This window comes from Sphaerotilus hippei (assembly GCF_003201595.1).
Classification (GTDB): Bacteria; Pseudomonadota; Gammaproteobacteria; order Burkholderiales; family Burkholderiaceae_C; genus Sphaerotilus; species Sphaerotilus hippei.
Genome location: NZ_QJJS01000019.1, coordinates 22,253 through 41,838, shown reverse-complemented (window position 1 = coordinate 41,838; position 19,586 = coordinate 22,253). Strand labels below are relative to the sequence as shown.

Genomic DNA, 19,586 nt, shown 5'->3' with positions numbered 1-19,586 from the left:
TGGTGTCGGGCCGCGCGGCGGCGGCCGGTTCAGCGTGGCGGGCTCGAGTCCAGGGCCTGATGGCCCAGCCAGCGCTTGAGCGGGCCGAGCCGGTGGATCAGGTCCATGCCGTGGTTGCGCAGCTCCTTCAGCGGGCCGGCGGGCGTGGCGAAAAGGTTCAGCAGGCCGTCGGTCAGCCCGCCCATCGCCAGCGTGGGCAGGCGGCGCTCGCGTGCATAACGGCGCAGCACCCGGGCGTCTCCGGGCGAGCGCCACGGCGTGCTGCGGCGCGCCTGGGCGATCACCCGCACCAGGCAGCTCACGTCACCCAGCCCCAGGTTCAGGCCCTGGCCCGACAGCGGATGCACCGCGTGGGCGGCGTCGCCCACCAGCACCCAGCCGTCGCCGGACCAGCGCTGCGCGTTGGCGATCATCAGCGGCCAGCCGGCGCGTGCCGAGGCCAGCTGCAGCGTGCCGAGGGTCTCGGCCGCGTCCAGGCCCTGGTGCGCCAGCCCTTCCTGCACCGCCAGGTTCAGGCGGGCCTCGAAGCTGCGGTCGTCGTCGGCCAGCAGCGCCTCGGCCTGCGCCTGCGGCAGCGACCAGACCAGCCCGAAGGAGCGGCCCGGCTCGGGCTGGTCGAAGGGGAGCAGCGCCAGGATGTCCGGGCTGCGGAACCACTGCCAGGCGGTGGCGCGGTGCGGCAGGTCGCAGACCAGCCGGGCGGCGATCGCGGTGTGGCCGTAGGGGCGGGCCTCGTAGCCGGCGCCCAGCGCCTCGCGGGTGGCCGAGGCCCGGCCTTCGCAGACGGCCAGCAGCGCCGCCGGAGCCGCCTCGTCGAGGCGCTGCACATGCGGGGCGTAACGCAATGCCTCGCCCAGCACCCGGTCGAGGGCGGCGGCGTCGACGATCCACGCCAGGTGGTCGACCTGCTGCTGCCAGGCGGAGAAGCCCAGCTGGCCACGCTCGTCGCCATGCACCCGCATCTCGTCGACCGGGGTGCGTGCGGTGTCGGGCAGCGCATCCCACACCCGCAGGCTCTGCAGCAGCGCGACCGAGCCGGCATTGAGCGCGTAGGCGCGCAGGTCACCCGTGCCGGTGCGGGGCGCGGGCGGCGCCACCAGGCCGACCTGCAGCCCCTGGCGCGACAGCGCCAGCGCCAGGCTGGTGCCCACGGCGCCGCCCCCCCGGATGCACACGTCCAGTGCCGGACCCGCCGTGAAAGATGCTGTTGAGCTCATGGCGGTGAATTGTAGGGAGGGGGCCACCTACAATCACGCATCCCCTCCCGAGAACCACCCATCATGAGCCTCAAGTGCGGCATCGTGGGCCTGCCCAACGTCGGCAAGTCCACCCTCTTCAATGCGCTGACCAAGGCCGGCATCGCCGCCGAGAACTATCCGTTCTGCACCATCGAGCCCAACGTCGGCGTGGTGGAGCTGCCCGACCCGCGCCTGCAGGGCCTGGCCGAGATCGTGCAGCCCGAGCGCATCCTGCCGGCCATCGTCGAGTTCGTCGACATCGCCGGCCTGGTGGCGGGCGCCTCCAAGGGGGAGGGCCTGGGCAACAAGTTCCTCAGCCACATCCGCGAGACCGACGCCATCGTCAACGTGGTGCGCTGCTTCGAGGACGAGAACGTCATCCACGTCGCTGGCAAGATCGACCCGATCAGCGACATCGAGGTGATCCAGACCGAGCTCTGCCTGGCCGACCTGGGCACCGTCGAGAAGACGATGCACCGCTCGCTCAAGGCCGCACGCTCGGGCAACGACAAGGAAGCCGCCGCGCTGGTCAAGGTGCTCGAGAAGTGCCAGGCCGCGCTCGACCAGGCCCAGCCGGTGCGCAGCATCGAGTTCAGCAAGGAAGAGCTGGCCATCCTCAAGCCGCTGTGCCTGATCACCGCCAAGCCGGCGATGTTCGTGGGCAACGTCGACGAGAACGGCTTCGAGAACAACCCCTTCCTCGATCGCCTGAAGGAGTTCGCCGCGAAGCAGAACGCGCCGGTCGTGGCCATCTGCGCCAAGACCGAAGCCGAGCTGGCCGAGATGAGCGACGAGGACCGCGAGATGTTCCTGGCCGAGATGGGCCAGGACGAACCCGGCCTGAACCGCCTGATCCGCGCCGGCTTCAAGCTGCTGGGCCTGCAGACCTACTTCACCGCCGGGGTGAAGGAAGTTCGCGCCTGGACCATCCACATCGGCGACACCGCGCCGCAGGCCGCCGGCGTGATCCACACCGACTTCGAGCGCGGTTTCATCCGCGCCCAGACCATCGCCTACGAGGATTTCATCCAGTACAAGGGTGAGCAGGGCGCCAAGGATGCCGGCAAGATGCGCGCCGAAGGCAAGGAATACGTCGTCAAGGACGGCGACGTGCTGAACTTCCTGTTCAACGTGTAAGCGCCAGCGATGCCCCGCGGCACCCGCGCCGTGCCCGTGCCGCCGCGTCGCGGGGGTGCGCGCCGCGCGCTGACGGCCCTGCTGCTGGGCGGGCTGGCCACGCTGGCCGGCCTGGTGCCGGCGCCGGCGCGGGCCTGGAGCGAAGGTGGCCACCGGGCCATCGCGCTGGTCGCCCAGCACTACCTGCACAGCCGCACCCGCGAGCGCATCGAGGCGCTGCTGTCGGGCGACGACACCGCGCTGGTGCCCGACCGGGGCCTGGCCAGCGAGTCGGTCTGGGCCGACCGCTGGCGCGACGCCGACCGCTACGGCAGCAAGGTGAACTACCTGGGCACGCGCCAGTGGCACTTCGTCAACCTGCCCCTGCTGCCCGCAGGCCAGCCGCCCGACCTGTCCGCCGCGTGTTTCGGCCGCCCGCCGCTGCCCGAGGGCAGCCGGGCGTCGACCGGCCCGGCCCGGGCCTGCATCGTCGACAAGATCGAGCAGTTCCGCGCCACGCTGGCCTCCCGCGAGGCCCCGCGCGACGAGCGCCGCCGTGCGCTGCAGTTCCTGCTGCACCTGGTGGGTGATGTGCACCAGCCGCTGCACACCATCGACGACGGGGACCACGGCGGCAACGACCGGCAGGTGCTGGTGGGGCGCAGCACCCGGCCGATCTCGCTGCACAGCCTGTGGGACCACCACCTGGTGCGCTCGATCAGCCGCGATCCGCAGGTGATCGCCGATCGCCTGGTGCAGCGCATCCGGCCGGCCGACCTGCGCCTCTGGCGCTCGCAGCGCTCGGCCGACGCGTGGGCGCTCGAGTCCCACGAGGTGGCGCGCCGCGAGGTCTATGCCACGCTGCCGGCGCCGGGCGAGGCGGGGGCGAGTCGCCTGACGGCCGCGCAGTACCAGGCCGCCCGCGAGCTGGCCGAGGCGCGCCTGCAGCGGGCCGGCGTGCGACTGGCCCTGCTGCTCAACGAGACGCTGGGGCGCTGAGCCCGGCCGGTTCGTGGCGGCTCAGCGGCCGTAACCCGGCTGGCGCTCGCGCCGCTGCGCCATGTCGCGCACCAGGTAACGCACGGCCCGGCGCCAGGACTCGTCCTCGTTGCCGCGCAGGTCGACCGACTTGCTCAGCAGCACCCGCCCGGTGCGGCCGTCGTGGACCTGCACGTTCAGGTTCAGGATCAGCTCGCTGACCTTCTGCACCCAGGTCGACATCACCAGGTCGGCGCCGGTGAGCTGGCCGATCTGTGCCGCGCAGTCGTCGCAGCGGTACAGGTAGGCCTGCTGCTCGCGCAGCTGGCGCTGGCGCACGGCCGAGGCCTCGGGATCGATCACCCGGTAGAGCTGGCGCTGCGCCAGTTCCTGCTGCAGCTGCGCGGTGGCCCGCTGCAGGCGGATCACCTGGGCGGCCTTCGTCAGCGGGTTGTCCTGGTCGTCGACCAGCTCGAAGTCGAGCACGACCAGCGTGGGCAGCTCACTACCCGTCTGCGTCTGCGTCTGCGCCCGCGCCGCCCGACCCGGGCCCGCCAGCACGCACAGCGCGGCCATGTCCATCAGCCAGTGTCTGCGATCCATGCGGAGGTCCTCGCGGTGCCGGGGGCCGGCGGTCGGTCGATTCTCGAGGGCCGGCGCCGTCGGCGGGCACGGGTTTGCACGCAGCTTGACGGCGCCCCGCGCGTGCCGTCGCCGGAACCGGGTAACCTGTGCGGCTCTACACCCACCATGCCGAGGAGATGTCCATGCCCAAGGGTCAGCGCAGCACCAAAGAAGCCAAGAAGCCCAAGAAGGACCAGACGCCGTCCAAGCCGGTCTCTCCGGGCGCCGTGATGCCCACGATCACGACCATCGTGCCGGACCGCTCGAAGAAGAAGTGAGCCCGAGCGACATCGACCGCCGCCTGACCGACCTCGAGGTCAAGGCCAGCTTCACCGAGGACCTGGTGGATCACCTCAACCAGGTCGTCGTGAGCCAGCAGCAGCAGATCGACCGGCTGCTGCGCGAGGTCAGCCAGCTGCGCCAGCAGGTGCCCGACGGCCCGACCAGCTCGGAGCGCAACCTGCGCGACGAGCTGCCGCCGCACTACTGATCACGGATCGGCCGCCGGCGTCGCGTCAGCGCGGCCCCAGCATGTGGCGCGGGTCCACCCAGGCGTCGAACTGCTCGACGCTCAGTCCGCCGACACTCAGCGCGGCCTCCTGCAGGCTGGTCCGGTGGGTGCTGGCGTGCTTGGCGATGCGCGCGGCGCGGTCGTAGCCGATGTGGGGCGCCAGCGCGGTCACCAGCATCAGCGAGCGGCCCAGCAGCTCCTGCATGCGCGGCAGGTCGACCTCGATGCCCTCGACACAATGGGCGGCGAAGCTGTCCATCGCGTCGGCCAGCAGCCGCAGGCTGTCGAGCACGTCGAAGGCGATCAGCGGCTTGTAGACGTTCAGCTCGAACTGGCCCTGGCTGGCGGCCACGCCGATGGCCACGTCGTGGCCCATCACCTGGGCGCAGACCATCGTCAGCGCCTCGACCTGCGTGGGGTTGACCTTGCCGGGCATGATCGAGCTGCCGGGCTCGTTCTCCGGCAGGTGCAGCTCGCCCAGGCCGGCACGCGGGCCGCTGCCCATCAGCCGGATGTCGTTGGCCACCTTGGTCAGCGCGATGGCCAGGGTGCGCAGCGCGCCGTGCAGCACGACCAGCGCCTCGTGCCCGGCCATCGCGGCGAACAGGTTGTCGGCCACCACGAAGGGCGCATCCAGCCGCTGCGCCAGCGTGGCCGCGACCCGGCGACCGAACTGGGCGTGGGTGTTCAGGCCGGTGCCCACCGCCGTGCCGCCGATGGCCAGGGCGTGCACGGCGGGCAGGGCCTGCCGCAGCGCGTGCTCGGCGATCGCCAGCTGGGCGTCGTAGCCACCGAACTCCAGGCCGAGCGTGATCGGGGTGGCGTCCTGCAGGTGGGTGCGGCCGATCTTGATCGTGTCCGCGAAGGTGACCGCCTTGGCCTGCAGGGCGGCGCGCAGCCGTCCGAGCGCGGCCAGCAGCGGGCGCGTGCGCAGCACGGCGGCCACGTGCATCGCCGTCGGGAACACGTCGTTGGAGGACTGCCCGAGGTTGACGTCGTCGTTGGGATGCACCGTGCGGTCGGCGCCGAGGCCACCGCCCAGCGCCAGCGAGGCCAGGCTGGCGATCACCTCGTTGGTGTTCATGTTGCTCTGCGTGCCCGAGCCGGTCTGCCACACCGACAGCGGGAACTCGGCATCGAACTCCCCGGCCGCCACCCGGGCGGCCGCGGCCGACACGGCGGCCGCCTTGCCGGCCTCCAGCAGGCCGAGTTCGCCGTTGACGTCGGCGGCGGCCCGCTTGACCTCGGCCAGCGCATGCACCAGCTCGATGGGCATGCGCTGCGTGCCGATCGCGAAGTGGCGCCGGCTGCGCTCGGTCTGCGCGCCCCAGAGGGCCTCGCCGGGCACCTCGATCGGGCCGAAGCCGTCGGTTTCCGTGCGTGTGGACGACATGTCGCTCTCCCTGATCTGCCGCTGGACCGTCAGCATGACACCGGATGGGGCGCCATGGTGGTCACGCGGTCGATTCCGCTGAGCGAGCGCAGCAGTTCGGGGAAAGCGTCGGCCGGCACCGGACGGCTGAACAGGTAACCCTGGATCTCGTCGCAGCCGTGCTGCTGCAGGAACTGCAGCTGGTCGCTCGTCTCCACGCCCTCGGCGATGGTGCGCAGCCCGAGGCTGCGCGCCAGGCTGATGACGGTGTCGACGATGGCCTCGTCCTGCGGGTCGCGGTTCAGGCCGCGCACGAAGGACTGGTCGATCTTCAGCTTGTCCACCTTGAAGCGCTTCAGGTAGCTCAGCGAGGAGTAACCGGTGCCGAAATCGTCGATCGACAGCGACACGCCGAGCTGCTTGAGCCCGGCGATCGTGGTGACGGTGAAGTCCGAATCTTCCATCGCCACGCTCTCGGTGAGCTCGAGCTCGAGCATGTGGGCGGGCTGGCCGCTGTGGCGCAGCGCCTCGGCCAGCGTGCCGTGCAGCAGCGGATGGCGGAACTGCGCCACCGACAGGTTGACCGCCATCGGCACGATGGGCAGGCCGGCGGCCTGCCAGGCGCCGTTCTGGCGCAGCGCCTCGTGCAGCACCCAGGTGCCGATCTCCTGGATCAGCCCGGTGTCCTCGGCGATCGGGATGAAACGTGCCGGCGACACCAGGCCCCACTGAGGGTGCTGCCAGCGCACCAGCGCCTCGACGCCGACCAGGCGGTGGGTCAGGGCATCGACCTGCGGCTGGTAGTGCAGCACGAGCTGCCGGCGCTCCACCGCCCAGCGCAGGTCCCGGGCGATGGCCAGCGTCTCCTGCACCTGCTGCTGCATGCGCAGCGAGAACAGCCGCATCGTGTTGCGCCCCTCGCGCTTGGCCAGGTGCACGGCCAGCTCGGCCGCCTGGGTCAGCTGGGCGAGGTCCTTGCCGTTGCCCGGATACTCGGCCACGCCGATGCTGGCGCTCAGGCGCAGCGCCTGGCCGGCCACGGTCATCGGCCGGGCGACGGCTTCCATCAGCCGCAGGCCGATCGGCGCCACGTCGTGCACCGCGCTGCCGGGCAGCAGCAGGATGAAGTCGTCTCCGCCCAGGCGGCAGAGGATGTCCTCCGGCTTGAGCGCGCGCGACAGGCGCTGGGCCAGTTCGCGCAGCACCTGGTCGCCGGCGTCATGACCGAGCGATTCGTTGACGCCCCCGAAATGGTCCACGTTCAGGTGCATCAGCAGGGCGGGGCGGTCCTGCTGGTGCGCGGCGGCCAGCACCACGCGGGCCCGCTCGGCCAGCAGGGTGCGGTTGGGCAGGTCGGTCAGCGTGTCGTAGTTCGACAGGCGCAGGATGCGCTCCTCCGCCGCCTTGCGGTTGGAGGTCTCGGTGAAGATGCCGAGGTACTGCTGCAGTGTGCCGTGCGAGTCCTGGATGGCGCTGATCGTGAGCCACTCGGGGAAGATCTCGCCGTTCTTGCGGCGGTTCCAGATCTCGCCTTCCCAGCGGCCCTCGGCCTTGATGCGGGCCCACATCTCGGCGTAGAACAGCCGGTCCTGGCGGCCCGACTTCAGCAGGGCCGGCGTGTGGCCCTGCACCTCGGCGTCGCTGTAGCCGGTGATGCGGGTGAAGGAGCCGTTGACCGACAGGAAGCGGGTCTGGGCATCGGTGATGAAGATGCCTTCCTGGCTGGACTCGAACACCTGGGCGATCAGCCTTGCATGTTCCTGCGCGTCGAGGCGGTCGGTGAGGTCGTGCACCAGCACCAGCTGCACCGCACGGCCCTCGCGGTCCAGCGTGCGGGTGCTCAGCTCGGCCCGGAAGCTCGTGCCGTCCCGGCGCCGGTGCATCGACTCTCCGGGCGGCAGCGCCGTGCCCGGCGCCTCGGGCTGGATGTCCTCCAGCGTCATCGTGCTGAACTCGGCGTGGCTGTAGCCATACCGCGCGGTCGTGGCCGCGTTCACCGCGACGAAGCGCCGGGTCTCGAGGTCGTGCACCCACATCGGCAGCGGGTTGAGGTCGAACAGCTCGTGGTAGCGGTGTTCGGAGGCCTGCGTGGCCAGCTCGGCCTGCTTGCGGTCGGTCACGTCCAGCCAGGCGCCGGTCAGCGTGACCGGCTGGCCGGCCGCGTCGCGCAGCAGGGTGACGGTGTCGTTGATCCAGCGCCAGCGGCCGTCGGCGTGCCGGAAGCGGTACTCGTGCTGCACCGTGCCCTGCTGCATCAGCCGCTGCTGCGCGAGCTCGGCCGGGGTCCGGTCGTCGGGGTGGATGTGCTCACGCCAGAAATCGGCCCGGGAGGACCAGCGGGCCGGTCCATGGCCGGTGACCTGCTCGACGTTCTGGCTGATGAAGTCGACGTCCCAGCCGGGCTGGCCATCCTGGCGCCTGCTCAGCGTGTAGATGACGGCCGGGGAGACGTCCAGGATGTGGGCGAGCCGGTCGCGCTGGCGCACGGTCTCGGCCTTGAGGGCCGCCTGGGAGCGCTCCGCATGGCGCACCAGCACGTAGATGAGCAGGGCGCTCAGGCCCACGAAGACCAGGCCCTTGGCCGACTGGATCGACGAGACGATCGCCGCGTCCCGGGTGATCAGGTCGATCGCCCGGTCCGAGGCCAGGATCCAGGCCGTGCCGAACGCCAGGAAACTGGTCACGATGCGCTTGGCGCTCATCCGGTACACCTCTGCCGACTCTGATGGAAAGAATCGGCCGATCCTACGCAGATCGGGTCACCGGGAATCGGTCAAGTGATTGTCGAAAACCCGTTATTTGGCATTCTGGCCGCTGCAGGCTCCGCCGGGCACAGGGGCCGGCGGAGCCCGGGAGCACCGTTCAGTGCGGGATCATGCCTGTCAGGTAGTAGGCCTGCAGGTAGGTGATCACGCCCACGATGGTGGCGAAGAACAGGCTGTGCTTGAGCGTGAAGCGGAACAGGTCCGACTCCTTGCCCACCAGGCCCACCGCGGCGCAGGCCACGGCGATCGATTGCGGCGAGATCATCTTGCCGGTCACGCCGCCGGTGGTGTTGGCCGCCACCAGCAGGGTGTCGCTGACGCCGATCTGGTGCGCGGTGGTCGCCTGCAGCGAGCCGAACAGCGCGTTGGCCGAGGTGTCCGAGCCGGTCAGGAACACGCCCAGCCAGCCCAGGAAGGGCGAGAAGAACGGGAACGCCGCACCCGTGCCGGCCAGCACCAGCGCCAGCGTCGACGACAGGCCCGAGTAGTTGGCGACGAAGGCGAAGGCCAGCACCATGCCGATCGAGTAGATCGGGCGCTTGAGTTCCATCACCACTTCACCGAAGGTGCGCAGGCCGTCCAGCGGCTTCATGCGCAGCACGATCATCGACAGCACGGCGGCCAGCAGGATGGCCGTGCCGGTGGCGGAGATCAGGTCGAGCTTGTAGATCGCCTCGTAGGCCTTGTCGGCGCTGACGATGGGGGTGGTCTTGATCACCAGGTTGTGCAGGTGCGGCACTTCCACCTTGAAGACCCAGCCGGCCATCGCGCCGCCCTTGTCGAACAGCATCTTGAAGGGCTTGAGGCTCCAGATCGTGACCAGCACGGTCAGGATCACGAACGGCGACCAGGCCTTGAAGATCTGGCCGGCGCTGTAGCCCGAGGGCTTGCGCTTGCTGCCGCCGGCCACGTTCAGGCCGGCACCGGCCACGGCCGAGGCGCCCACGCCACCGGCGGCGGCGAAGCGGAAGGTCTCCTTCGGGTGCCAGACCTTCAGGAACAGCGTCAGGCAGACCAGGCTGACCAGCGCCGAGGTGATGTCGGGCAGTTCGGGGCCGAGGTAGCTGGCGGTGAAGAACTGGGTCACGGCGAAGCTGCCACCGGCGACCAGCACGGCCGGCCAGGTGTCCTTCACGCCCTTGAGGCCGTTCATCATGAACACCAGCCAGAAGGGCACGAACAGCGACAGCAGCGGCAGCTGGTGGCCGGCCATCTTGCCGATCAGGAAGGGGTCGATGCCGGTGACCTTGCCCGCCACCAGGATGGGGATGCCCATGGCGCCGAAGGCCACCGGGGCGGTGTTGGCGATCAGGCACAGGCCGGCCGCGTACAGCGGGTTGAAACCCAGGCCCACCAGCAGCGCGGCGGTGATGGCCACCGGCGCGCCGAAGCCCGCCGCGCCTTCCAGGAAGGCGCCGAAGGCGAAGCCCACCAGCAGCATCTGCAGGCGCTGGTCATCGGTGATCGACAGGATCGACGCGCGGATGATGTCGAACTGGCCGGTCTTGACCGTGACCTTGTAGAGGAACACCGAGCACACGATGATCCACGCGATCGGCCACAGGCCGTAGACGAAGCCGTAGCCGGCCGAGGCCAGCGCCATGTCCACCGGCATGCCGTAGAACAGGATGGCGATGCCCAGCGCCAGCGCCACGGTGATCGTGCCGGCGATGTGGCCCTTCATGCGCAGCACCGCCAGCGCGATGAAGAAGAAGACGACGGGGATGACCGCGACCAGCGCTGACAGTGTCAGGTTGCCGAGCGGGTCGTAGGTTTGAAGCCAGGTGGGCATGGGTGGATCTTTCCGGGTAGGCGGGGGAAGTTCGAAGGGCGGCGTTCAGCGGGCGCTGTCGGACGGAGTGGCGCAGTCATCGAGCAGCGCCTCCAGGCTGCGGTAGGGCAGGCCGGAGTGGCCGCTCAGGCCGATCTGGCAGGTGCGGCTGCACGACACCCCGGTGCCGCAGCCGGCGGGCAGGGCGGGCGCCAGTCGCTTGAGGCTGTTGGCATTGAGTTCGGGCAGCGTGAAACCCTTGTCACCGGCAAAGCCGCAGCAGGCGATGTCGGGCACGGTGACTTCTTCGGCGCAGCGGCGCGCCAGCGCGACGAGCTTGGCGGCCGAGCCGATCTTGCTGGTGCTGCACGGGATGTGCACCGCCAGCTGCTGCAGCTGGGGCGTGATGTGCAGCCGCGGCGCGACCACGTCGGCCATGAAGCTGGTGGCGTCGTGCAGCTTCAGCCGCGCGTCGAGCTGGCCTGCGCGCTGCGCCTCGACCAGGCGCAGCGCGCAGGGGGCGTTGTCCAGGTAGACCGGAATGCGGCCGCCGTCGCTGGCCGCCAGCAGGGCCTCGCCGGTGCGGCGCAGCGCCCGCTCGGCCGCCTGGCTGGCGCCCTTGCTCTCGAAGGGCTGGCCGCAGCACAGGCCGTCGCAGTCCGGCGGGTAGATCGGCGTCAGGCCGGCCTTGGCGAAGAGGCTGAAGGTCGACTCCGCCAGGTTGTCGCCGCCCTGCGGGCTTTCGGCGAAGACCCGGTTGACGCAGGACGAGAAGTACACCACCGACGACTCGGCGCTGCCACCGGCCGGTGCGGCGGGTGCCGCCGGCAGCGCCGAGGCGGCCCCCGGCGTCGCCGCCGGGGCGACCGGCAGCACCGGGATCACCCGGTGCACCGCCCGGTTCAGGGCGGTGGCCGTGTCCGGGCCGAGCACGCCACGGGCCAGCTTCAGCACGCCCAGGCCGGCCCGTGCCGTGCCCAGCACCGCGCCCAGGTGTGCTTCCACCGTCGAGGCCACGCCCGGGTGGCGGGCCTCGCCGCGCAGCTGGCGCACCAGGTCACCGGTGTTGATGCCGACCGGGCAGCGCGTGGCGCACATGCCGGTGGCCGCGCAGGTGTCCAGGCCGGCCCACTGGTAGTCGGCCTCCAGCTGCGCCAGCAGGGCGGCATCGCTGCCGTCGCGCCGCAGCTGCTGGATGCGCCGCCACAGCACGATGCGCTGGCGCGGCGTCAGCGACAGCCCGTTGGACGGGCAGGCCGGCTCGCAGAAGCCGCACTCGATGCAGCGGTCCACCAGCGCGTCGGCCGCCGGCATGCGCTTGAGGTCCTGCAGGTGGATCTGCGCGTCGCTGCTGATGATGACGTCGGGGTTGAGCAGGCCTTCGGGGTCGAACAGCCGCTTGATCTCGCACATCACCGCGTAGGCCTCGTCGCCCCATTCGAGCTTCACGAAGGGCGCGACGTTGCGGCCGGTGCCGTGTTCGGCCTTCAGCGAGCCGCCGAACTCGACCGCCACCAGCGTGCTGACCTCGTCCATGAAGTCGCTGTAGCGCTGCACCTCGGCGGGGCTGTCGAAGCCCGGCGCGAAGACGAAGTGCAGATTGCCCTCCAGCGCGTGGCCGAAGATCAGCGCCTCGTCGTAGCCGTGCTTGTCGAACAAGGCGGTCAGGCGCAGCACGCCTTCGGCCAGCAGCTCGACCGGGAAGGCCACGTCCTCGATCACGCAGGTCGTGCCCACCGCACGCTGCGCACCCACGGCGGGGAACAGGCCCTTGCGCACGGCCCAGTAGGTCTCGCACACGGCGGCGTCGGTCGAGAAGCCGCTGTCGGCCGCGGGGCGGCAGGCCGCCAGCGTGGCGCCGATGGCGGCGCAGCGCGCGGCCAGCTCCGCCGCGTCGGCGCCGCGGGTCTCGATCAGCAGCGCGGCCGCCTGCGGCGCCGGCTCGCCATAGAGGAAACCGGGCAGGCCCTTCTTGCCCTGCACGGCCAGGATGCTGCGGCGGTCCACCAGCTCGACCGCGTCCACCGCACCGCCGTCCTTCAGCGCCGTGACCGCGCGGCAGCAGTCCTCCAGCTCGTCGAACAGCACCAGGCACGAGGCCTTGTGCGCATGGTCGGCCACCGTGCGGTAGGTGATGCTGGAGATGAAGCCCAGCGTGCCCTCCGAGCCGATCATCAGATGCGCCAGCATGTCCACCGGATCGATGAAGTCGATCAGCGCGTTGATGCCGTAGCCCGTGGTGTTCTTGAGCCGGTACTTGCGCCGCACCCGGGCTTCCAGCTCCGGCTGGCTGCGGATGCGGTCCGACAGCGCGCTCAGCCCGTGCAGCAGCCCGGCGTGCGAACGCCGGAAGGCGGCCACGCTGATCGCGTCCGAGGTGTCGAGCACCTGGCCGTCGCGCAGCATCACGCGCAGCGCGGCCAGCGTGTGGTAGCCGTTCTGCGCCGTGCCGCAGCACATGCCCGAGCTGTTGTTGGCCGCCATGCCGCCGATGCGGGCCGTGGCGATGGACGCCGGATCCGGGCCGATCTTGCGGCCCAGGTGGCGCAGCGCGTCGTTGGCGTGCTGGCCGATCACGCCCGGCTGCAGGCGGATGCGCTCGCCGCCGTCCAGGATCTCGATGCCCGTCCAGCCCTCGCCGATCACCACCAGCACCGAATCGCTCACCGCCTGCCCCGACAGGCTGGTGCCTGCCGCCCGGAAGGTCACCGCCACCTGATGCGCGTGCGCCAGCGCCAGCACGGCCGAGACCTCGGCCTCGTCCCGCGCCAGCACGACGATCTGCGGCACCAGGCGGTAGAAGCTCGCGTCCGTGCCGTAGGCCAGCGTGCGCAGCGGGTCGGTGACGAGCCGCTCGGTCGTGATGCGCTGGCTGAGTGCCTTCAGGAAGGCCTGGTGCTGGGGTGACATGGGCGGCCGCAGTCTTGGTTAATTGGTCAGGCCAATAAATGGCGCGATGGGGCGGAAATTTAGAGCGACCCATCCGACCGGTCAACGAAAAAAGATCGGTGTTAACCCTTGGTTCAGTCAATTTAGTAAATTGGTCTGACCAATAAATGGCGTTGAACTGAATTTTCCGGACAGGCGCTATCATTGGTAAGACCAATTCAGATTTGGCTGCGACTGCAGCCGATTGCCTGCCATGCCCGCATCGACCGCCGTCCCGATCAAGCCGTTGAACGTCACCCGCCTGTCCGACCAGATCGTCCAGCAGCTCGAGACCATGATGCTGGAGGGCTCGTTCAAGCCCGGTGACCGCCTGCCGCCCGAGCGTCAGCTGGCCGAGCAGCTGGGCGTGTCGCGGCCGTCGCTGCGCGAGGCGATCCAGAAGCTGGCCGCGCGCGGCCTGGTCACGTCCCGCCAGGGTGGCGGCACCTACGTGACCGGTCATCTCGACAGCGGTTTTGCCGATCCTTGGCAGGAGATGCTGGGCAAGCACCCCGAACTGCACCGTGACGTGCTGGAGTTCCGGCGCATGCTCGAAGGCACGGTGGCGCAGATGGCCGCCGAGCGGGCGACCGATGCCGACATCGAGCGCATCGGCACGCTGTTCGCGCAGATGGAGGCGGCCCACCGCCAGGGCGGGCTCGACCTGACGTCACGGATCGACGTGCAGTTCCACCAGGCGCTGGCCGACGCGGCCCACAACGCCCTGTTCACCCACCTCAGCGCCAACCTGCTGACCATGCTGCACACCCATGTGCACGACAACATCGCCAACCTGTTCGCCGCCGGCACGGTGTCGGCCCAGCTGCTCGATCAGCACCGCGCCGTCTGGCTGGCCGTGCAGGCCCGCCAGGGCGCGGCCGCCCGCGCCGCCGCCGAAGCGCACATCGACTTCGTCGACCGCACGCTGACCTCGCTGCGCGAAGAGTCGGTGCGGCGGGAGCGGTCGATGCGGCGTGGCGCGGTGTGAGTTCAGAGGTGGACGGGCAGGCGGTATCGCAGGCCTTCCGGTGTCCGATCGGCGTCCGTCAGCGTCGCCCAGGTCATGCCCTCGTGGGCGCACAGGTCCAGCCAGCGGGCTGAAGTCAGCGGGCCCGCCATCCAGGCGGCCAGCGGCTCGAAGCAGTGGTCGAGCCACAGCGCCTCGCGCGTCGGCCAGGTCTGCTGCTGGTCAAGGCAGAGGTCGCAGTGATGGCCATCGGGCCGGTGCCGGGCGACGGCCTCGAAGCAGCCGAGCATGTCCCAGGAGCGGCCGGCGTGGTGGATGTCGACGCAAACCTCTTGTCGCCCGACGACCAGCACCAGCGCCGGGTGGATGCCCCTCATCGTGAAGGTCAGGTGGTCATCCCGTCTCAAGGTGGTTCGCAGGCTGAAGGGCAGGTCGGCGCGGTGGTGTTGGGCCCATCGGACGAACGCGCGCAGGAACTGGCGTCGCGGCAGCTTCATCGAAGTCCGACGGTGGTTGTGCGCGCGACGACCGCATGATCAGTCTTCATCACGATGCCTTTGAACGATCTCTTCCAGCGATGGCAGTCCCTCGATCAGCATCCACGCCACCGATGGCGTGTGGTCATCCCAAGGCACTGCCGTGCGGTAGTGGTAGCGCACCGTCGGGCAGTCATCTCCGGCGCCCGGCACCAAGAACTCGCCGGCCTTGCCGCTGGCCACGCTCCAGATCGTCCGGTCGCGCACCATCTGCTCGATCTCGGGCGAGCCCCTGAGAAAGACGACGTAGTCATGAGTGCCCGGAAAGAAGCAGTCTTCCGAGGGTGTCGTGAGCGGACGAAAGTCGGCGGACCAGTCGTTGGCGCTCATGAGCCTCCTCTGGAAGGCAAACGTCCGACAGCACCTGCAGGTCAACGGGCGATGCCTGGTGGCGGGCGGGGTGGCGGAGGAGGTCATGCGCGGCACTTCGAGGGTGATCCGTCGTCATCGGCGCCCGGCCCGAAAGCTTGAGTCGTCGAGGCGGCATGTCGCCGAAGGGGCATGCACGGCGCCGAGGTCGATTCGCTGCTGGCGCGGCGTGGCGGTGCCGGATCAGAAGTCCGTCGGACGCAGCACGAAGATGCTCCGGGCGCCCGAGGCGAAGCGGCGGGCGATGGCCGCGGTGATCTGTTCGGCGTTGGTGACCAGCAGCTCGGCGAAGCTGGGGTCCTGGTGGGCGGGCTTGAAGCGCGCCCGGCACACGGATTCACTCAGGTAGGCGATCACCTGGGTGTGGGCAAGCCCGAACTGGGCGAGGCCGGCCGATTCGTTCAGCTGGAAGGATGCTGCTGCGGGGTGAAGACTTTGGATGTGGGATCCTTGAGAGGGAAATGAGGCGCGAACCCGATGGAGGGAAGGGCGCGGTCTGCGACGAGAGAAGAAAGACGGGCCCGATGCATCGGCACCGATCCGTTGATTTCCGTACGGAAATTTGATGAACCAGGCGCTTCTGCCCCGTCCGGGCGACGAAGGGCGGAAATTTCAGGCCAGTCCATCGCTGCCGGACTGGATGCGGATTTCGTGCCGGCCGTGTCTGCCGTTGGCTGGCCGTGAGCCGTGCGGCCGATGGGGGCTGTCGTCGGTCACGAAGTGCTCGGGTTGCGGTCGGCTTCGTGGCCAGAGAGCGACCGCAGAGTGTGGCCTGCGGACGTGTCTGCGTCACGAAGCAAAACGCCAGCCCGCTGGGGCTGGCGCTGCTTGATGCGCATGGAGCGGGATAAGAGACTCGAACTCTCGACCTATACCTTGGCAAGGTATCGCTCTACCAACTGAGCTAATCCCGCATCGTGCCGAATCGGAAGCGGTGCCGGTCGGCGTCCGCTTCGCTGCAGTTCCGCCGGGAGACCGGACAGGAACCGGACTCGTGGGCTCTGACTGCACAAACAAAAACGCCTACTGGCTCAAGTAGGCGTCAATGCTTGAAAAATTCTGGTGGCCTGGGGCGGAATCGAACCACCGACACGCGGATTTTCAATCCGCTGCTCTACCAACTGAGCTACCAGGCCATCAAGAACGCTAGTATAACCAGCTTTTCTGAGTTGTCCAAGCTTTTCGGGCTGATTTTTTTGAAAGGGTCCGGATCGGCTCAGTTGCCGCCGCGCTTGTTGCGGGTCAGGTCGACGCCGAGCTGCTTGAGCTTGCGGTAGAGGTGGGTGCGTTCGAGGCCGGTGCGCTCGGCCACGCGGGTCATGCTGCCGTTCTCGCGGGCGAGGTGGAACTCGAAGTAGGCCTTCTCGAAGGCGTCACGGGCCTCGCGCAGCGGGCGGTCGAGTGCAAAGCTCTGTTCGGGGATCGGGCCGCTGGGGGCGAGGATGCTGGTGGCGTGGTGGTTGCCGTGGGGCGGGTGCGGGTGGCTGCTGAAGCCGCCGCTGCCGTGGTTCAGCGGTGCGGTGCTGGTCTGGCCATGGCTCGGGTTGTAGACGGGCGCGGCCAGCGTGGCGGTGTCGCTGCTGTGCTGGTAGGTGCCGTAGCCGCGTTCGGCGCGCAGCGGCAGGGCGCCGCCGCCGGCCTCGGCGGGTGCGGCGCTCTTGGGCGCCGGCTTGGCCAGGCCCTGCTCGACGGCACGCAGCAGCTTCTGCAGGGTGATGGGCTTCTCGAGGAAGGCCATCGCGCCGTACTTGGTGGCCTCGACCGCGGTGTCGATGGTGCCGTGGCCGGACATCATGATCACGGGCATGCACAGCTGCGAGCCCGAGCCCCATTCCTTGAGCAGGGTGATGCCGTCGACATCGGGCATCCAGATGTCGAGCAGCACCAGGTCGGGCTGCATCTGCTCGCGCTTGGCACGGGCCTGAGCGGCGTTTTCGGCCAGCTCGACGGTGTGTCCTTCGTCCGTCAGGATTTCCTGCAGCAGGGCACGGATGCCCATTTCATCGTCGACGACAAGAATATTGGCCATGGAAGGATCGAAGCTGACTCGTTTCAGGGGTACGGGCTGTAGCGTTTTTGCTCAAGCCGTCAGGCTTGGCGCAGGGTCAATCACCGGTACCCAGCGGGAAAATGATATAGAAACTTCGGCGCCGTGCTGCGCGCCGTCGAAAGTGGTGTCCTGAGTCTGCTCGTTGCGGTTGCGCAGACGGATCCGGGCACCGTGCTCCTCGACGATCTTGCGCACCACCGCCAGGCCCAGTCCGGTGCCACGCGCCTTGGTGGTGACGTAGGGCTCGAAGGCCCGTTTCAGGACCTTGTCGGAGAAGCCCGGGCCGTTGTCGATGACCTTCAGCCGCACGCTGCGCAGGCGCCCGTCGGGGTGCAGGCAGAGGTCGGTGCAGACCTCGACCTCACCTTCGGGCTGGCCGTCGATGGCGTCGAGCGCGTTCTGCACCAGGTTGTGGATGACCTGGCGCAGCTGGGTGGCATCCCCCTCGAGCGCGGGCAGGTCCGCACCCAGGTCGGCGCTGAGCACGCCACGTTCCTGCTGCACGGCGTAGAGCCCGAGCACGTCGCTGACGAGGCTGTTGAGGTCGAGCGGCGCGAGGCTGGCCGCAGGCAGCCGGGCGTAGTCGCGGAATTCGTTGACCAGGGTCTTCATCGCCTGGACCTGGGTGACGATGGTGCCCACCGAGCGCACCAGCATCTGCTGGTCGGTGCCGGTGAGCTTGCTCTCGAGCTTGTGCTGCAGGCGCTCGGCCGACAGCTGGATGGGGGTGAGCGGATTCTTGATCTCGTGGGCGAGCCGGCGGGCGACTTCGGCCCAGGCGACGCTGCGCTGGGCGGAGACGACCTCGGTGATGTCGTCGAAGACGATCAGCGGCTGCATCTCGGGCAGCAGCGCGCCCCGCACCAGCAGGGTCACGGTGGCGCTGTCGGTGCTGGAGGTGATCTCGAGCGTGTCCTGCCAGTGGCTGTGCTCGCTGCGCTCGGTGTCGAGGTTGGCCTTGGAGAAGCGCTGCGCGACGGCGAGCGCGAAGTCGGCCAGGCCGGGCAGCTGCGCCAGCGTGCGGCCGTGGCCGAGGTCGGGTGGCAGGCGCAGGATGCGCGCCGCGCCGGGGTTGGCCATCTCGATGCGCCCCTGGGCGTCGAAGACCAGCACGCCGGCGTTGAGGTTGTCGAGGATGGTCTGCAGGTGGGCCTTGGCGCTCTCCACCTCGGCCAGGCTGCGCTGGACCAGCGAGCGGGCGTCGGCGAGCTGCTGGGTCATGTCGGCGAACGAGCGGGTCAGCCCGCCGAGCTCGTCGCGCGAGTCGAACACGGCCTTGGGCGTGAGGTCGCCACGGGCGACCTGGCGCACGCCTTCGGCCAGCACCAGCAGCGGCCGCGCCAGCTGGTGGCCCAGGGCCGCGGCCATCAGCAGCGCGCTGAACACGCCGAGGATGAGCGCCAGCGTCAGCGTGCCGATGTACATCCGGCGCAGGCCTTCGCGGCCGAGCGCCCGCTGCTGGTATTCGCTGTAGGCGGCCTGGACCCGCAGGGCATTGGCCGAGAGCTCGGCGGGAATGGACTGGGTGACCTGCAGGTAGCGGTCCTCGTTGCCGAGGCTGAACTCGGGCGAGGGGATCCACGCCAGGGCGCGGACGCGGGCCTCGGGGGCTGCGCCCGAAGGGTCGCCGGGATCGGCGTCCAGGCCCTCGAGCACGGAGGTCACGCGGGCGTTGCGGGTCTGGCGCAGCAGCAGCGCCGAGGGGCGGTCGGGCAGCAGCACCACGCCGATCGAGCCGCCGGCCGAGGCCATCACCTGGCCGTTGCTCGACAGCACCGCGACGCTCTGCGCCGACAGCTGCTCGCGCAGCCGCTCCAGCGCCAGCACCTGCAGGCGCTCGTGGTTGTCGGCCGCACGCTCGGCGGCCGTGCGGGTCTTGGTGCCCAGGTCGGTGACGAGGGTCTGCAGCGTGCTGCGGCCCAGGTTGAGGCCGGATTCGAGCGCGCCTTCGACCTCGACGTCGAACCAGCTCTCGATGCTGCGCGAGACGAACTGGTAGGACACGCCGTAGATCAGCGCGCCCGGCACCACGCCGACGAAGGCGAAGATGGCGGCCAGCTTGAACAGCAGCCGGCTGCCGAACTTGCCACGCCGCATGCGCCGCGTCAGGTGCAGCAGCGCGATCAGGATCACCAGCCCGAGGGCGGCGGCCACGCCGATGTTGACCCACAGCAGCCAGCCGAAGTGGTGCTCGTACAGCGCCCGGTTGTTGGTCGCCACGGTCAGCAGGAAGACCAGCACCAGCACGGTCGCACCGGTCGCCAGCAGGGCGATCAGCAGGGTCCAGCGCAGGGAACGACGACTCATGGGAACAGGGGAAGGCAACGGCGAGCAGGAGCGTCCGCCCGACGGGGCGGCCGG

Annotated in this window: 16 protein-coding genes and 2 tRNA genes; 5 read left to right on the top strand and 13 right to left on the bottom strand. The window is 69.8% G+C overall.

The window, feature by feature from the left end:
• Positions 1–29 precede the first annotated feature (29 nt).
• Positions 30–1,217, bottom strand: a complete 1,188-nt coding sequence (locus C7444_RS16830) for an FAD-dependent monooxygenase (protein ID WP_110402016.1) — start codon at positions 1,215–1,217, stop codon at positions 30–32.
• Positions 1,218–1,280: 63 nt separating this feature from the next.
• Between C7444_RS16830 and ychF the strand changes: the two genes are divergently transcribed.
• Both ychF and C7444_RS16820 read left to right on the top strand, forming a co-directional pair.
• Entirely contained in the window at positions 1,281–2,375 is a 1,095-nt protein-coding gene (gene ychF / locus C7444_RS16825; protein WP_110402015.1) for a redox-regulated ATPase YchF, read from the top strand.
• Positions 2,376–2,384: 9 nt separating this feature from the next.
• Complete coding sequence (locus C7444_RS16820) at positions 2,385–3,353, top strand: S1/P1 nuclease (protein ID WP_110402014.1); 969 nt, start codon at positions 2,385–2,387, stop codon at positions 3,351–3,353.
• A 21-nt stretch (positions 3,354–3,374) separates the two neighbouring features.
• Here the strand turns inward: C7444_RS16820 and C7444_RS16815 are convergent, their stop codons facing one another.
• Positions 3,375–3,935 (bottom strand): DUF3280 domain-containing protein, encoded by a 561-nt coding sequence (locus C7444_RS16815; protein WP_110402013.1) that lies wholly within the window; start codon positions 3,933–3,935, stop codon positions 3,375–3,377.
• A 164-nt stretch (positions 3,936–4,099) separates the two neighbouring features.
• On the opposite strand from C7444_RS16815, the gene C7444_RS20810 reads away from it, so the two are divergent.
• Positions 4,100–4,234: a hypothetical protein gene (locus tag C7444_RS20810; RefSeq protein ID WP_259372563.1), complete on the top strand. Its 135-nt coding sequence runs from the start codon at positions 4,100–4,102 to the stop codon at positions 4,232–4,234.
• Positions 4,231–4,446, top strand: a complete 216-nt coding sequence (locus C7444_RS20710) for a SlyX family protein (RefSeq protein WP_245909609.1) — start codon at positions 4,231–4,233, stop codon at positions 4,444–4,446. Before C7444_RS20810 ends, C7444_RS20710 begins: the two co-directional genes overlap by 4 nt.
• 25 nt (positions 4,447–4,471) lie before the next feature.
• On the opposite strand, the gene fumC is transcribed toward C7444_RS20710, so the two are convergent.
• From fumC to C7444_RS20935, 4 genes are all read right to left on the bottom strand, one after another.
• Entirely contained in the window at positions 4,472–5,860 is a 1,389-nt protein-coding gene (gene fumC, locus C7444_RS16805; RefSeq protein ID WP_110402056.1) for a class II fumarate hydratase, read from the bottom strand.
• Positions 5,861–5,889: 29 nt separating this feature from the next.
• On the bottom strand, positions 5,890–8,541 hold the full coding sequence (locus tag C7444_RS16800) for a sensor domain-containing protein (RefSeq protein WP_110402011.1): 2,652 nt from the start codon (positions 8,539–8,541) through the stop codon (positions 5,890–5,892).
• A 160-nt stretch (positions 8,542–8,701) separates the two neighbouring features.
• Positions 8,702–10,396, bottom strand: coding sequence for a lactate permease LctP family transporter (locus tag C7444_RS16795; protein WP_110402010.1), 1,695 nt, complete (start codon positions 10,394–10,396; stop codon positions 8,702–8,704).
• Between the two features lie 45 nt (positions 10,397–10,441).
• Positions 10,442–13,285, bottom strand: a complete 2,844-nt coding sequence (locus tag C7444_RS20935) for an FAD-binding and (Fe-S)-binding domain-containing protein (RefSeq protein ID WP_110402009.1) — start codon at positions 13,283–13,285, stop codon at positions 10,442–10,444.
• A gap of 232 nt (positions 13,286–13,517) precedes the next feature.
• Between C7444_RS20935 and C7444_RS16785 the strand changes: the two genes are divergently transcribed.
• A complete protein-coding gene (locus C7444_RS16785; protein ID WP_110402008.1) occupies positions 13,518–14,291 on the top strand; it encodes a GntR family transcriptional regulator in 774 nt (257 codons plus the stop codon).
• 2 nt (positions 14,292–14,293) lie between these two features.
• Here the strand turns inward: C7444_RS16785 and C7444_RS16780 are convergent, their stop codons facing one another.
• The 7 genes from C7444_RS16780 to C7444_RS16755 form a co-directional block, all read right to left on the bottom strand.
• Positions 14,294–14,767: a hypothetical protein gene (locus tag C7444_RS16780; RefSeq protein WP_110402007.1), complete on the bottom strand. Its 474-nt coding sequence runs from the start codon at positions 14,765–14,767 to the stop codon at positions 14,294–14,296.
• 39 nt (positions 14,768–14,806) lie between these two features.
• Positions 14,807–15,136, bottom strand: coding sequence for a hypothetical protein (locus C7444_RS16775; RefSeq protein WP_146219423.1), 330 nt, complete (start codon positions 15,134–15,136; stop codon positions 14,807–14,809).
• Between the two features lie 222 nt (positions 15,137–15,358).
• Positions 15,359–15,532, bottom strand: a complete 174-nt coding sequence (locus C7444_RS20325) for a hypothetical protein (RefSeq protein WP_170130785.1) — start codon at positions 15,530–15,532, stop codon at positions 15,359–15,361.
• A gap of 481 nt (positions 15,533–16,013) precedes the next feature.
• Positions 16,014–16,089, bottom strand: a tRNA-Gly gene (locus C7444_RS16770).
• Between the two features lie 146 nt (positions 16,090–16,235).
• Positions 16,236–16,311, bottom strand: a tRNA-Phe gene (locus tag C7444_RS16765).
• An 80-nt stretch (positions 16,312–16,391) separates the two neighbouring features.
• Entirely contained in the window at positions 16,392–17,204 is an 813-nt protein-coding gene (locus C7444_RS16760; protein ID WP_110402005.1) for a response regulator, read from the bottom strand.
• Between the two features lie 51 nt (positions 17,205–17,255).
• Positions 17,256–19,532 carry a sensor histidine kinase gene (locus C7444_RS16755; RefSeq protein ID WP_110402004.1) on the bottom strand — a complete coding sequence of 759 codons (2,277 nt, stop codon included), beginning with the start codon at positions 19,530–19,532 and terminating at the stop codon, positions 17,256–17,258.
• Between the last annotated feature and the right edge of the window lie 54 nt (positions 19,533–19,586).